This window comes from Agrococcus sp. ProA11 (assembly GCF_039880525.1).
Taxonomy (GTDB): Bacteria; Actinomycetota; Actinomycetes; order Actinomycetales; family Microbacteriaceae; genus Agrococcus; species Agrococcus chionoecetis.
In genome coordinates this window covers 534,220-548,830 of record NZ_CP156989.1, presented here as the reverse complement: position 1 = coordinate 548,830, position 14,611 = coordinate 534,220, and the positions used below count along the sequence as shown (strand labels likewise).

Annotated in this window: 13 protein-coding genes; 3 read left to right on the top strand and 10 right to left on the bottom strand. The window is 69.7% G+C overall.

Annotation, left to right across the window (positions count from 1 at the left end; translation table 11 throughout):
- Positions 1–50 precede the first annotated feature (50 nt).
- Together ABG090_RS02650 and ABG090_RS02645 are read left to right on the top strand one after the other, a co-directional pair.
- Positions 51–1,847, top strand: a complete 1,797-nt coding sequence (locus tag ABG090_RS02650) for an ABC transporter ATP-binding protein (RefSeq protein WP_347756148.1) — start codon at positions 51–53, stop codon at positions 1,845–1,847.
- Positions 1,844–2,887, top strand: coding sequence for a nitronate monooxygenase (locus ABG090_RS02645; RefSeq protein ID WP_347756146.1), 1,044 nt, complete (start codon positions 1,844–1,846; stop codon positions 2,885–2,887). Before ABG090_RS02650 ends, ABG090_RS02645 begins: the two co-directional genes overlap by 4 nt.
- A 35-nt stretch (positions 2,888–2,922) precedes the next feature.
- Here the strand turns inward: ABG090_RS02645 and ABG090_RS02640 are convergent, their stop codons facing one another.
- Both ABG090_RS02640 and ABG090_RS02635 read right to left on the bottom strand, forming a co-directional pair.
- Positions 2,923–3,846 carry a carbon-nitrogen hydrolase family protein gene (locus ABG090_RS02640; RefSeq protein WP_347756144.1) on the bottom strand — a complete coding sequence of 308 codons (924 nt, stop codon included), beginning with the start codon at positions 3,844–3,846 and terminating at the stop codon, positions 2,923–2,925.
- 26 nt (positions 3,847–3,872) lie between these two features.
- Positions 3,873–5,198: an MFS transporter gene (locus tag ABG090_RS02635; RefSeq protein WP_347756142.1), complete on the bottom strand. Its 1,326-nt coding sequence runs from the start codon at positions 5,196–5,198 to the stop codon at positions 3,873–3,875.
- 88 nt (positions 5,199–5,286) lie between these two features.
- On the opposite strand from ABG090_RS02635, the gene ABG090_RS02630 reads away from it, so the two are divergent.
- Positions 5,287–6,204: a LysR family transcriptional regulator gene (locus tag ABG090_RS02630; RefSeq protein WP_347756140.1), complete on the top strand. Its 918-nt coding sequence runs from the start codon at positions 5,287–5,289 to the stop codon at positions 6,202–6,204.
- A gap of 17 nt (positions 6,205–6,221) precedes the next feature.
- Here the strand turns inward: ABG090_RS02630 and ABG090_RS02625 are convergent, their stop codons facing one another.
- The 8 genes from ABG090_RS02625 to ABG090_RS02590 form a co-directional block, all read right to left on the bottom strand.
- Positions 6,222–6,728: a YetF domain-containing protein gene (locus ABG090_RS02625; protein WP_347756139.1), complete on the bottom strand. Its 507-nt coding sequence runs from the start codon at positions 6,726–6,728 to the stop codon at positions 6,222–6,224.
- A gap of 47 nt (positions 6,729–6,775) precedes the next feature.
- Positions 6,776–8,245 carry an NAD-dependent succinate-semialdehyde dehydrogenase gene (locus ABG090_RS02620; protein WP_347756137.1) on the bottom strand — a complete coding sequence of 490 codons (1,470 nt, stop codon included), beginning with the start codon at positions 8,243–8,245 and terminating at the stop codon, positions 6,776–6,778.
- Positions 8,246–8,293: 48 nt separating this feature from the next.
- The gene (locus tag ABG090_RS02615) at positions 8,294–9,496 is read right to left on the bottom strand and encodes an alpha/beta hydrolase (RefSeq protein ID WP_347756135.1); all 1,203 of its coding nucleotides are present in this window, start codon (positions 9,494–9,496) and stop codon (positions 8,294–8,296) included.
- A complete protein-coding gene (locus tag ABG090_RS02610) occupies positions 9,493–10,290 on the bottom strand; it encodes an N-acyl homoserine lactonase family protein (protein WP_347756133.1) in 798 nt (265 codons plus the stop codon). The genes ABG090_RS02615 and ABG090_RS02610 overlap by 4 nt, the downstream gene beginning before the upstream one ends.
- 10 nt (positions 10,291–10,300) lie before the next feature.
- Positions 10,301–10,720: a carboxymuconolactone decarboxylase family protein gene (locus ABG090_RS02605; protein WP_347756131.1), complete on the bottom strand. Its 420-nt coding sequence runs from the start codon at positions 10,718–10,720 to the stop codon at positions 10,301–10,303.
- Positions 10,717–11,616 carry an NAD(P)-dependent oxidoreductase gene (locus ABG090_RS02600; RefSeq protein ID WP_347756130.1) on the bottom strand — a complete coding sequence of 300 codons (900 nt, stop codon included), beginning with the start codon at positions 11,614–11,616 and terminating at the stop codon, positions 10,717–10,719. Before ABG090_RS02600 ends, ABG090_RS02605 begins: the two co-directional genes overlap by 4 nt.
- Entirely contained in the window at positions 11,613–12,269 is a 657-nt protein-coding gene (locus ABG090_RS02595) for a GntR family transcriptional regulator (RefSeq protein ID WP_347756128.1), read from the bottom strand. Before ABG090_RS02595 ends, ABG090_RS02600 begins: the two co-directional genes overlap by 4 nt.
- A gap of 114 nt (positions 12,270–12,383) precedes the next feature.
- Entirely contained in the window at positions 12,384–14,588 is a 2,205-nt protein-coding gene (locus ABG090_RS02590; protein WP_347756126.1) for an MMPL family transporter, read from the bottom strand.
- Positions 14,589–14,611: the final 23 nt, after the last annotated feature.

Sequence of the window (14,611 nt, the reverse complement as noted above, 5' to 3'; positions counted from 1 at the left end):
CGACCTGCCACCGTCATCGGCACGCGGCGAGACGCGGGAGAATGGATGCGATGAGTGAGCGACGAGGGATGTTCGGCAGGCGGCGACAGGACGACGGTCCGCGCGCGAGCGTGCGCGACCTGCTCCCCTACCTGTTCCCGAAGAAGGGCCTGCTGGCCGGGGCGATCGCGCTCTCGGTGGTCGGCGCCGCGTTCGCGCTCGCGCAGCCGGCGCTGGCGCAGGAGCTCATCGCGCGCGTGGAGCAGTCGCGGCCGATGGAATGGCTGCCGTGGGTGCTCGTCGCCGTGGTGATCGTCGGCGCCGTGACCAACGGGTTCCAGCACTTCCTGCTGCAGGTGCTCGGCGAGCACGTGGTGCTGCGCACCCGCCGCACGCTTGTCGCGCGCATGCTGCATCTGCCGATCGCCGAGTTCGACCAGCGTCGCGTCGGCGACCTCGTGAGCCGCGTCGGCAGCGACACGACCCTGCTGCGCGCGGTGCTCACGCAAGGGTTGGTCGAATCGGTCGGCGGAGTGCTCACGCTCATCGGCGCGATCATCGCGATGCTCATCATCGATCCGCTGCTGCTGGGGCTGTCGGTGCTCGTGCTGGCCGTCGCGATCGCGGCGATGCTCGTGGTCATGCCGCTGCTGAGCCGCGCCTCCGGCAAGGCGCAGGAGCAGGTCGGGCACCTCACGAGCGCGCTCGAGCGCGCCATCAGCGCGGTGCGCACGGTGCGCGCCGCCGGCGCCACCGAGCGCGAGGTGCGCGAGATCGGTGCCCGCTCGGGCGACGCGTTCCACGCCGGCGTGCGCGTCGCACGCATCTCGGCGTTCGTGGTGCCGATCCTCGGAGTCGCCGTGCAGCTCGCCTTCCTCGTCGTGCTGGGCGTCGGCGGCCTCCGGGTGGCGACGGGCGAGATCGAGATCTCGCAGCTGGTCGGCTTCCTGCTCTTCCTGTTCCTCATGGTGATGCCGCTCGGGCAGCTCGCGGGCGCCATCGCGGCCGTGAGCGTCGCGCTCGGCGCGTTGGGGCGCATCCAGGAGATCGTCCGCCTCCCCGCTGAGGCCGAGACGGATGCCGACATCGCGCTCGCTCCGCAGGCGGGGGCGGCGATGGTCGCCTTCGATCGCGTCACCTTCGCCTACCCGGCCGCCGACGACGAGCGGGTGGTGCTCGCCGAGGTCTCCTTCTCGGTGCCCGCTGGCTCGCGGACCGCCCTCGTGGGCCCGTCCGGCGCCGGCAAGTCGACGACGTTCGCACTCATCGAGCGCTTCTACGACGCGACCGAGGGCCGCGTGCTCATCGGCGGCGTCGACGTGCGCGACGTCGACCGCGGCAGCCTGCGCGCGCGCATCGGCTACGTCGAGCAGGATGCGCCGGTGCTCGCCGGCACGCTGCGCGACAATCTGCGCCTCGGGGCGCCGGAGGCGACCGATGAGCAGCTGCTGGCGGCGCTCGAATCGGTGAACCTCGGCGACCTGGTGGCGCGCGCGGCGAAGGGGCTGGGCGCCGAGGTCGGCGAGGGCGGGGTGCTGCTCTCCGGCGGCGAGCGGCAGCGGCTGGCGATCGCGCGTGCGCTGCTGGCGTCGACCCCGATCCTGCTGCTCGACGAGTCGACCGCCAACCTCGATGCGCGCAACGAGGCATCGCTGAAGACGGCGCTCGACGTCGCAAGCGAGGGCCGCACGACGCTCGTCATCGCGCACCGACTCGCGACGGTCGTCGATGCCGACCAGATCGTGGTGCTCGACGGCGGTCGGGTGCTCGCCACCGGAACGCACACCGAGCTGCTCGAGTCCTCGCCGCTCTACCGAGAGCTCGCCGCGCACCAGCTGCTGGCGCCCGACGTAGCGAGCCCCCGGTGACGGCCGGACCCCTGCTGGAGAGCCGCCTTCCTCTCGCGGCCGCTCCCATGGCCGGCGGGCCGACGTCGCTCGCGCTGGCAAGGGCGGTCGTGGACGCCGGCGCGTTCGCGTTCTTGGCCGCCGGCTACAAGACCGCCGAGGCCATGGCTCAGGAAATAGCGCAGATGCGCGGCCTCGGCGCCGCGTTCGGCGTCAACCTGTTCGTGCCGACCAGCGCACGCGTCGATCACGGGGCGTTCCGCGCCTACGCCGACGAACTGCAGCCGGAGGCCGACGTCTATGGACTGCGGTTGGACCCCGAGCCGGTCGACGACGACGACGACTGGTCCGCAAAGCTCGCGTATCTGCTCGCCCACCCCGTGCCGGTGGTCTCGCTGACATTCGCGCTGCCGTCGCCGACCGAGATCGCCGCGCTGCGTCGCGTCGGCACTCGCGTGCTCGCCAGCATCACGACGCCCGAGGAGGCGCGCGCTGCGGCGGACGCCGGGGTCGACGGGCTCGTCGCGCAGGGCTTCGGCGCCGGCGGCCACTCCGCCACGCACGATCCATCGAGGCTCCCGGCTCCCGTCTCGACAGCAGCGCTCGTTCGCACCGTGCGGCAAGCCGTCGACCTGCCCGTGATCGCGACCGGAGGTGTCGACGGGCCGGTCGCCGTCACATCGCTCCTGGCGGTCGGGGCGGAGTGCGTCGCTGTCGGAACGCTGCTGCTGCGCACCGACGAGGCGGGAACCTCGAAGACGCATCGCGAGGCACTCCGTCGCGCGCAGCCGGAGCAGACGGTCGTCACCCGAGCGTTCACCGGCCGTCCCGCGCGCGCCCTGCGCAACGGGTTCATCGACCGGCACGGCGCCGACGCACCGGTCGCCTACCCTGCCGTCCATCACCTCACACGTGAGCTGCGGCGGGCTGCCGGACGGGCCGGCGACGCCGATCGCCTGCACCTCTGGGCGGGCACCGGCTACCCCAACGCCCCCGATGGCGCGGCCGCCGACGTCCTGCGGTGGCTTGCCTCGGACGGCGCTCCGACAATGCAGCGCTGACCACCCGCAGCAGCGGGCGGTCAGCGCTCGGGCCGCTATGAGGTGAAGCGGACCGAGGTCGCAGGCGATTCGTTGACGCTCAGTGTGAACACGTCCGGCCGGGCGTAGTGCCCGACGGCATCGAAGTCGAGATGCGATCGGGTCTTCGCGGTGGGGTCGAGCTCTGCGTACAGGATCGTCTCCTCGTCGAACACCGGACCGGCCAGAACGCGCCCGGATGGATCGATGATCACGCTGCCCCCACGCATCAGCGTCTCGCCACCCGGCACGTCGTACTCCACCGGGTGATCAGCCGGGAAGGCATCCCGGGTGATGACCTGGCAGCTGGAGAGCACGAAGGTGCGCCCCTCGATCGCGATGTGCTGCATGGTCGACTGCCACGAGGGCCGATCGTCGGCCGTCGGCGCGCAGTAGATCTGCACCCCCTTTGCATACATCGCCTGCCGCAGGAGCGGCATGTAGTTCTCCCAGCAGATGACGGTTCCGACCCTGCCGCCGGGCGTCTCCATGGTGTCGAGCGTTGAGCCATCACCGAAGCCCCACACCAGTCGCTCGGTGGCGGTCGGCATGAGCTTGCGGTGCTTGCCGACCACCCCCTCGCCTGGCGCGATCATGAGCGCCGTGCAGTAGAGCGTGTTGCCGAGCAGTTCGATGACACCCATCACCAGGTGCACGTCGTGCTCGGTGGACGCCTGCACGAGCCGGGCGACCTGGTCGCCCTCGAGCGTCACTGCCCCGCCCACGTAGCGCTCGTACTCGACTCGACCCGGCTCGGTGCGGGTTCCGATGGCCGTGCCGAATGACGTGCCCTTCGGGTAGCCACCGATGAACGCCTCGGGGAAGACCGCCAGCTCTGCTCCGTGCGCAGCGACCTCGGCGATGAGCGCCTCGGCTCTGCTGGTGGCTGCATCCGCGTCGAACGGGACGGACGCCGCTTGTACGACTGCGACCTTGTACATGGTGCTCCTCTGCTGCGCCCCGGTCGTCATCCTCGAGAGATGTCGCGGTCCTTGGTCTCCGGCAGCATCGGCCAGAGCACCGCGAGAGCGACGATGCCGACCGCGATCACGTAGAAGGCGGGTGAGATCAGCCAACCGGTCGCGGCCACCAGCGAGGCGGCGATGAGCGGACCCGGGCCCGCCAGCACGGCGTACGCCACGTTGTAGCCGATGGCCGAACCCGTCGCGCGGACGGAGGCGGGGAACACTTCGACGAGCAGCACGTTGTTGGTGACCGCGGTCGCGGCGACGAACAGAGCGAACGGCACCAGGCCGACGATCACGAGCCAGGGGCTGCCGGTGTTCATCAGCATGAAGGCCGGCACTGCCCAGATGATCAGGCCGATGATGCCGAAGTGGTTGACGGGCTTGCGGCCCCACCTGTCGGCGGCGACGCCCATCAGCGGGTTGAAGGCCACGTAGATCACCATGACGATGGCGGTGGCCCAGAGCGCCTCGAAGCGTTCCATGCCCACTGCGCCGGTGAGGTGGTTGTTGGCGTAGGTGACCAGGTAGTACAGCGAGACACCGAAGATGCCGGCGAACGCGAGCGTCATGACGAACGCCTTCGCTTTGTCCCCGCGCGAGGTGAACTCGATCTCGTTGGCCTTGCGCTTGCGCTCGACCTCTTCATAGACCGGGGTGTCTTCGAGCTTCCGGCGGATGTAGACGGCCACGATCGCCATCGCGAACGAGGCGATGAATGGCACGCGCCAGCCCCAGCTGGCGAGCGAGTCCGCGTCCATGCTTGCCGTCAGCACCACGGCGGTGAGCGTGCCGACGAGGAACGCCAGGCCAGCGGTGGCTGTGATCAGGCTGGCGTAGAGCCCTCGCTTGTTCGCGGGTGCGCTCTCGCCGATGTAGGCGGCGGCGCTCGTCCATTCGCCGCCGACCATCATGCCCTGCAGCAGGCGGAGCACCACGACGATGATCGGTGCGGCGATGCCGATGGTCGCGAACGACGGGACGAGTCCGATGAGCGCGGTGATGATGCCCATGCCCATCACGGTGATGATCAGCACCGTGCGCCGGCCCAGACGGTCACCCATGGGTCCGAGGAAGAGCGCACCGATCGGCCGCGAGAGGAAGCCGACCGCGAAGACGGCGAGAGCCGACAGCATCTCGGCCGTGGGGTCCCCTGACGGGAAGAACTGCGCGCCGATGATGGCAGCGAAGTAGCCGTAGATGGCGAAGTCGAACCACTCCATGAAGTTGCCGATGCCGACGGCCAGCATGCGCTTCCGTCGGTCGTCCTTCGAGAGCTGGCGCGGCTGGTGCTGGCCGACCTCCTGGTCGGCGCTGAGTGACTGCATGTGATCTCCCTCGTCCACGGTGCAAGATGGCCAGGCTACCGTCATACGGTAATACCGTCCCGTTGCATCGATGATTATCATGGGTACTATGAACACAGTCGATCTGCGTCGGGTGGATCTCAACCTCCTGGTCATCTTTCAGGTGCTCTGCCAGGAGCGTCACGTGACCCGGGCCGCGATGAAGCTCAGTCTCAGTCAGAGCGCGGTGAGCGCAGCGCTTGCTCGGTTGCGGGTGCTCTTCGACGACCCACTGTTCGAGCGCACCCGAGCGGGCATGACGCCGACGCCGAAGGCCCTGGCCATCTCATCGCGGGTTGCGCCGACGCTCTCATCGATCGTCGATCTGATCTTCGACGACGTCGCGTTCGACCCGCAACGCACGACCCGAGTGTTCCATCTCGCGATGTCCGACGACCTCGAGATGGTCTTCGCACCATGGCTCATGTCTCAGAAGCTCGCGGAGGGCTGGGCTGTCGACTTCGCGATCCATCAGACCAACAGCTCCCTCTGGCGCGAGAGCCTCGCTGACCCAAGGATCGATCTGGTCGTGTGCGGCACGCCGCCGCAGCAGCAGACCGCGAGCCATCAGGCAGAACCGCTCTTCTCCGGGGGCTATCTCTGCCTGTTCGATGCCCGAGCCGTGGGTCACTCGCGGCCGATCACGCGGCAGGAGTACCTGGAATCAGACCATGTTCGCGTGTCGTTCGACCTGCAGCGCGGCTGGGTTGACGAGCGCATGGCAGCACTGGGGTTCACCCGGCACACGCTGTGCACCATCAGCCACTTCGCCGGCCTCGGGCCACTGCTGCGCGGAACGCCAGCGATCGCGACGATCCCCGAGCATGCGGCAACCGTCATCGCGGCGACCACCGGGCTCATGACGAGTCCAGTGCCCATCGACTCACCGCGCTTCTCCGTATCGGCGATCTGGAGCACTCGCAGCGACGACTCCACGGAGAATGCCTGGCTCCGGTCCGTCCTGCTGCGCTTCGCGGAGTCGCTCTGACCGGTCGGCCGCCGCCCTCAGCGATCCAGGTCGCGCAGCGCCGAGCCGTCCCCCAGCTGCGACGCTGCGATGACCGAGATCGACCCGTTGGTCTCCAGCACGACGAGCGCGACGTCGGCGAGGTCGCCGACGCCGCTCGAGCGCACCGCCTGGCGCACCTCCGCCTCGGTCAGGCGCGCAGCACGCAGCGCGGCGCTGTCGAATTCCCCGTTGCGCAGCAGCACCTGCGGCGACGACGTGATCGCCTTCCGCAGCGGCTGCCATCTGGTCGACAGCCACGCGATCGCGAACTGCAGCCCCGCGAGCAGGCCGAGCGCGACCACACCCTCCGTCCACGAGACCTCGCTGCTGAGCAGCACCGTCGCGAGCGTGGAACCGAGCGCGACCGTGACGATGAAGTCGAAGGCGTTCAGCTGGCTGAGCGTGCGCTTGCCGGAGAGGCGCAGCACGAGGATGAGCACGGCGTACGCCGCGCCGCCGACGAGCAGCGTGCGGGCGATGTCTGACCAGGTGTCGAACCACATGCGCTCACGCTACGGGGCGGGGGCGCCGCCCCGCAGCGAGGCTCGCCTCAGGCGAACGGGTTCGGCATCAGCGTGTACTTCGTCTCGAGGTACTCGTGGATGCCCTCTGCGCCGCCTTCGCGGCCCAGGCCCGACTGCTTCACGCCGCCGAACGGACCGGCCGCATTGGAGACGACGCCCACGTTGAGGCCCATCATGCCGGTGTCGATCCGCTCGATCATCCGCTGGCCGCGCTTGGTGTCCTCGGTGAAGACGTAGCCGACCAGGCCGTACTCGGTCGCGTTCGCCAGGCGCACCGCGTCATCCTCGGTGGCGAAGCGCTGGATCGCGACGACCGGGCCGAAGATCTCCTCGATCGAGACGGCCATCGAGGCGTCGACGCCGTCGAGCACGGTCGGCTCGAAGAACGAGCCGGGACCGTCGATCGCCTTGCCGCCGGTGACGAGCGTTGCCCCGTCGCTGACGGCCGCGTCCACGAGCCGCACCGCATTGGCGACGGCCTTGTCCTCGACGAGCGGTCCGATCGTGACGCCCTCCTCGGTGCCACGGCCGATCTTCATCGCCTTGACGGCGTCGCCGACCCGCTGCGAGAACTCGTCTGCGATCGACTCGTGCACGATGAACCGGTTCGCGGCGGTGCAGGCCTGCCCGATGTTGCGGAACTTGGCCAGCAGCGCGCCCTCCACGGCCTTGTCGAGGTCGGCGTCGTCGAACACGACGAAGGGCGCGTTGCCGCCCAGCTCCATCGACGACTTCAGCACGTTGTCGGCCGCCTGCTTGAGCAGCTGCACGCCAACGGGCGTCGAGCCGGTGAACGAGACCTTCCGCAGCCGTGGGTCGGCGAGCAGGCGCTCCGAGAGCGCGCCGGTCGACTTGGTGGTGATGACGTTGACGACACCCTTCGGCAGGCCCGCCTCCTCGAGCAGCCCCACGAGCGCGAGCGTCGTGAGCGGCGTCAACGTGGCCGGCTTGATGACGGCGGTGCAGCCGGCGGCGAGCGCGGGAGCGAGCTTGCGGGTGGCCATCGCGAGCGGGAAGTTCCACGGCGTGATGAGGAAGCAGGGGCCGACGGGTCGGTGCGTGACGATCATCTGGCCGGTGCCCTCGGGCGTCATCGTGTAGCGCCCGTCGATGCGCACCGCCTCCTCCGAGAACCAGCGCAGGAACTCGCCGCCGTAGGCGACCTCGCCGCGCGCCTCGGCGAGGGGCTTGCCCATCTCGAGCGTCATCAGCAGCGCGAACTCCTCCTTGCGCTCCTGCAGCAGGTCGAAGGCCTTGCGCAGGATCTCGCCGCGCACGCGAGCGGGCGTTCGCCCCCACGACTCCTGCGCCTCGACGGCAGCATCCAGCGCGCGCACGCCGTCCTCGACCGAGCCGTCGGCGATCTGCTTGATCACGTCGCCGGTCGCGGGGTCGCGCACGTCGATCGTGCCCTGCTCACCGTCGACCCATTCGCCGGCGACGAACAGCTGGCCGTGGACGGAATCGAGCACCTGGGTCTCGGTGGTCGCGCTCATGAGCACTCCTTCAACTGGGGATGATGTAAATCGTATACGAACGTCGCCCTACCGGGCAGCGAGGATGCGAGCGATTGCGCCCTCAAGATATCCCGCGAAGCGCGCCGGATGCTCCGCGTGCGGGAAGTGGCCGAGCTCGACCATGAGCGCGAACGACGAGTTCGGGATGCGCTCGGCGAGCTCTCGCGACGCGTCGGGGGGAACACTCGTGTCGAAGGCGCCGGAGAGCACCGCGATGTGCGGGCTCTCCTCGGTCAGCAGGTGCTCGACCTCTGCCAGGTCCCAGCGCTGGTACCCCGTGATGTCGGCGTCGTATGCACCGTAGCCGCCTGCCGAGTAGCCCCACCAGACGCGATCGCGATGCTCGATCGGAGACGCAGGGTTCATCAGGCCGTAGGTCCATTCGGGCACGTGCAACGCCTGGTTCACGCTTGGCGAGCGCAGCGCCGGTGTGCTCCTGCCGCGCACGAACGGCCCCGCCTGGCAGGACACTGCGCCCGCGAAGCGACGCGGGTGCGTCGCCACAGCGCGAACAACGGCTGCGCCGGCCATCGACGGCCCGACCAGGATCGGTCGATCGAGACCCGCAGCGTCGGCGACTGCGACGATCGTCTGCGTGTAGCCCGCGGGATCGAGCCGGTACTCGACAGGGTCGACGCCGGGGACCGGCATCGACTTGCCGTGCCACGGCAGATCGATGGCGATGAGCTCGAAGCGATCCGTGAGCGCGGTCTCGGTGACAAGACCGTGGAACTGGCTCGAGTCACTGCCCGCGGTGGCGAGGCACAGCAGCTGCTGACCGCTGCCAGCCCGCTCAAGGTAGACGTCGGAGGTACCCAGCGGCCCATCGATACGGACATACTCGCCTCGCATGGAGAGCGGTCGCCGCTCGATCGGCGAGGAGGCGGGTGCGGGGAGCCGAAGGGCCTCGATCAGCCTGCGGACGATCTGCAGGTGCTGCGCGAAGGCGAGCTCGTCGCCCTCGAGCGATGCTCGTCCGTCGCGCAGCATCGGCAGCAGGTGCTGGTCACCGGCTTCGGGCGCCGCTGCGAGCAGTTGCGCCCAGGCGGCGTCGCCGAGGCGGATGGCGAACGCGGGATGCTCTCCGCGCACGATGTCGCCGTCGCGCAGGCGGATCGTCTGCGCGCTGCGATCATCAGCGAGGGTGAGCGTGACGTCCGCTCCCCGGCTCATCGCCTGCAGCCGCCGATCGTCGCGGACTGCCGCCACGATGTCGCGCGGCAGGCTCACCGTTGCCGACCGATCACGGCTGCGATTCCCGGCAGCGGCTCCCCCAGCGGCTCGAACGCTGCCAGCGTGCCCGCATCGTGGCCGGTCAGCACATGCACCGCATCCGACTGCCTGATGCGATCGAGCACGCGGTAGGACTGCGGCACGTCGGCCATGGAGACGAAGAGCATGTCGCGCTCGAGCTCCTCGACGAAGTGCGCGGCATCGCTGGCGATGAGCACGCGTCCCACGCTCGTCTCCACGAGCACCATCGCCTGGCCGGGTGTGTGCCCGCCGACTTCGATGAGTTCGACTCCGTCGGCGATGCTCGCTGTGCCGGTGAACGGCCGCAGCCGGCCCTGCGTCTCGATGCGTCGAAGCTCGTCGACCTCTGCCGGGTCGCCGAAGTGCGAGAAGAGCGGGCGCGTCGCGATCTCGCTGGTCCAGAAGTCCATCTCCGACTGCGCGATGTGCACCTCGGATGCGGTGAAGGCCGACAGGTTGCCGATGTGGTCGTAGTGCGCATGGGTGACGACGACCGGAGCGCCCGACGCCGGCTCCACACCGAGCCGTCGGAGCGCCTCGAGCGGGTCGACGAGGACCTTCCGCCCCCGGGAGGCGCCGCCCACAGCCGAGTAGCCGGTGTCGACCACGATCGCCTCGTCGCCGCGGCGCAGCACCCAGAAGAAGTAGTCGAGCGTGAAGGGCCCGTCGTCCTCGCCGTAGAACGGATAGTTGAGGAAGACCTCGCTGCGGCGAGCGTCGCGCGTGCCGTGCCGCACGATCACGACCTCCCAAGCCAGCTCGCTCGTCACTGCCGAGCCCTTATTCGCCGCCGCCAGAGCCGCCCTCGTGGACGGCGACCGTCGGTTCGATGCCGTCGGCTCCGACGACCTCGCGCCACGCCTCGAACCCGGTCTGGAACGCCACGATGCCGGCCTCGGGCAGCGAGATCTCGATCGCCTCGAGGATCTCCCTCGGCGTGAGCCCGAGGTCGAGGGCGACGCGGATGTGCGACTGGATGTGGCCCTTCGACGCACGCATGACCGTGAGCGAGACGATGAAGATGAGCTCCTTCGTCTTACGATCCAGCGTGCGCTGATCGAGGTAGGCGGCAGACACCATGTGGTTCGCGGCCTGCAGCACGGGGAAGTCCTGCTTGGCCATGACCTTGTGGTAGTCGAGCACGTAGCCGCGCTTGCGCGCCATGTCGTCGATGTAGTCCTGCGGGTCGATGGTCGTCATCGTGCGTTCCCTTCGTCGATGGTGATGCCGGTCGCCGTCGCATACACGCGGGCGATCTCGGTGTGATCAGGAGCGTCGCCGAGCTCGGCGCGCAAGCGGGTGAGCGTCTCGAATGCCGCGCCGGTGACCGGCGCGAAGCCCACCTCGTCAGCCATGCGCCGTGCAATGCCCATGTCCTTGAGCATCAGGTCGTAGGAGAACTTCGAGGCATAGGTGCCGGGCAGGATGTGCTGCGGGAACTTCACCTGCGTGGCCTGGCTCATGCCGGTCGAGGCGTTCAGCACTTCGACCATCGTGGCGGGATCGATGCCGTAGTGCTTCGCCACGGTCACCGCCTCGGTGGCCGCGGCGATGTTCGTCGCGCTGACGAGGTTGTTGAGGGCCTTCGCGGCGTGGCCGGCGGCAGCCGGGCCCACGTGCACGATGGAGGTGCCGACCGGCTGGAGGTGCGGCATCGCGCGGGCAACGGCTTCGGACCCGCCGCCGACCATGATGGTCAGCTGCCCGGTCTCAGCCTTCGAGATGCCGCCGGAGACGGGCGCGTCGACATACTCGATGTTGGCCTCGGCGGCCTCGACCGCGAGCGCCCTCGTGCTGGCGGGCTCGCTGGAACCCATGTCGATGATCAGTGCGCCTGCTGGCAGGCGCGCGAACAGTCCGTTCTCGCCCTGCAGCGCGTCTTCGACGTGCGCGCTGGTCGGAAGCATCAGGATCACGACGTCGACGCCTTCGATGCCGGCGGCGAGGTCGGTGACGGCTTCGGCCTCCGAGGCTGCCGCGACAGCGTGTGCTGCCTCCGCGAAGACGTCGTAGACGCGAGTCGGGAACGCTGCCGCGTGAAGACGCGCCATCGGCGCTCCCATCCGGCCCATCCCGAGGAACAGCGTGGTGCTCATGCAGTGGACTCCAAGTGGTCGAGAGCGATGGCGGAGGCCGCCATCACATGGGCGACGGAGAGGTCGTAGGCACGATCGGCGTCGCCCCGCACGATCGCATCGACCACGGCGCCGAGCTCGGCGCGCATTGCCGGGTGCCGGTTCGGGGCCGAGAGCGTGACGGCACGGAGCTGGCTGATGCGAGCCTGCACGTTCGCGAGCTGCTCACCGATGATGTGGTTGCGGCTGGCGTCGATGAGTGCCGAGTAGAAGCTGCTCTTGATGGCGAGGAGCTCCTCCAGCGTTGCCGGCGGCTCGTCGCCCATCAAGGAGAACGCGGCTTGGAGCGCGCGGATGTGCCGCTCATCGCCATGCCGTGCGGCCAATCTCGCAGCGGTCGCCTCCAGGGCGGCCCGTACCTCGTAGAGCTGTCGCGCCTCGTCGGCGCTGAGCTCGGCGACGACAGGGCCACTCCCGGGTTGGATGCGAATCAGCCGCTCGCTCTCCAACTGCCGTAGCGCTTCGCGGACGACCGTGCGACTGACCCCCAGTCGCTGCTCGATCGCCTTCTCGGTCACGCGCGAGCCGGGCGCCAACTCACCGCGAACGATCGAGGCGCGGATCTCGGCAACCGCCTCTTCCCGCAGCGGCGCGGCTCGTCGTGCAAGTGTCATGTCGCCCTCCTCGGCACTACGACCGTATTACCGTATTACGCTGAAGCGCAAACCCGATCGCACATTGAGGGACTCAGGGCACGGGCAACGACCGCGCGCCCACGCGCATTCGGCCTAGGCCTCGACCGGCTCCGGGCTTGGCCCCGCGGCGTGCTTCGGACCGCGGCGCTCGCGCGCGAGCTTCGACGGCCACCAGGTCTTCGGGCCGATCTCGAGGGCGAGCGCAGGCACGAGCAGCGAGCGCACGAGGGTCGTGTCGATGAGCACGCCGAGCGCGACGATGATGGCGAGCTGCAGCAGGAACAGCACGGGGATGACGCCGAGGGCTGCGAAGGTCGCGGCCAGCACGACGCCCGCCGAGGTGATCACACCGCCCGTCACCCGCAGCCCGCGCAGCACCCCGCGCCGGTGGCCGAGCGTCGCGACCTCTTCGCGCACGCGGGTCATGAGGAAGATGTTGTAGTCGACGCCGAGCGCGACCAGGAAGACGAAGGCGAACAGCGGCACGGACGGATCCATGGCGGGAACGCCGAGGGCGGTGAGGATGAGGGCACCGACGCCCAGCGCCGTGCCGTACGACAGCACGGTCGTCGCCAGCAGCAGCAGCGCGGCGATCACCGAGCGCAGCAGCAGCATCAGGATGAGCGAGATCACCACCAGCACGATGGGGATGATCAGCGCGCGGTCGCGCTGCGAGGCGTCGTTGGTGTCGATCGCAGTGGCGGTCGGCCCGCCGACGGCAGCCGCGGCGGACTCGCCCTGCACCACGGCGCGCATCTCTCGCACGACCGCCTGCGCCGCATCCGAATCCGGTGCGTCCAGGAGCGTGGCCTGCAGCAGCACCTGCCCGTCGACCACCGTGGGCGCCGCGGCCGCGAACGGCGACACGGGGTCGACCGGCAGCGGGATGGTGCCCGACGGCGAGTCCTCGCTCGCCACCGAGACGCCCTCGACGCCGTCGAGGTCGGCGACCGCCTCGGCGACCGCGTCCTGGTCGGCCTCCGGCACGACGATCTGCGTCGGACTGCCGGAGCCGCCCGGATAGTGCTCGGACAGGAGCTCCTGGCCGTCGCGCGCCTCGGACTCGCCGACGACGAAGTCGCTGGAGGGCACACCGTTCGCCTGCAGCTGCGTGAGGCCGAGCGCGCCGGCACCCAGCACCAGCGCCGTCGCGATCCAGACGGTGCGGCTGCGACGGTCGACAAGCCGTGCGACGCCGCCCCAGAAGCCCTGATCATCGGCCTTGACGCGCGGCCGCTCGGGCGTCGGCGCGAGCGGCCAGAAGGCCACGCGGCCGAACGCGAGCAGCAGCGCGGGCAGCAGCGTGAGCCCGGCGAGGATCGAGGTGGCGATGCCGATCGCCGCCACCGGGCCGAGCTGCTGGTTCGAGACCAGGTCGCTCAGCAGCAGGCAGAGGAGGCCGGCGATGACCGTGCCGCCAGAGGCGACGATCGGCTCGGTCGAGCCGCGCAGCGCCGTCAGCGTCGCCTGCCAGCGCGATGGGGTCTGCCCGAGCGCCTCGCGGAAGCGCGCGGTGTACAGCAGCGCGTAGTCGGTGGCGGCACCCACCACGAGGATGAAGAGGATGCCCTGCGTCTGCCCGCTGAGCGTGAGGATGTCGGCCTGCGCGAGGGTGAAGATGATGAGGATCGCAAGGCTGAGCGCTGCCACCGACGTGAACAGCACGAGCACCGGCAGCAGCGGCGATCGGTAGACGAGCACGAGGATGATGAAGACCGCACCGAGTGCGACGAGGAGCAGGATCCCGTCGATGCCCGCGAAGGCGGCGCCGATGTCGGCGCTGAACCCTGCCGGGCCGGTGACCGCGGCCTGCACGCCATTGCCCAGGTCGGCATCGGCGACCTCGGCGCGCAGCGCCTCGGTCGTGGCCGAGAGCTCCTCCGACGACCCGGAGCCGTCCAGCAGCGCGACGATCTGCGCCGCCTGGCCGTCATCGCTCGGCACCACAGGCGAGGCCTGGACCACGCCGTCGAGCCCTGCGATCGTCTCCTGCAGCGCGGCCACCGCGTCGAGCGCGGCTGCGCTCAAGTCGGCTTCCCCGGCGACCACCACGATCGCGGGCACCTCGTCAGCGCCGAGGAACTCCGGCAGCACCGCCTGCACCTCGGTCGACTCGGCGCTGGCCGGCAGGAAGCTCGTCTGGTCGTTGGAGACGACGGTGGAGAGCTTGCCGAAGGTCGGCCCCCCGAAGCCTGCTGCCGCGAACCACCCGAGGATGAGCACCACGGGGATGAGCACACGCAGCCAGGTCGGGACGCTCCGACGATCGCGATCGGGGGCGGTCGATGTCGAAGCCATGTAGGCAGACTACTTGTTGTCGG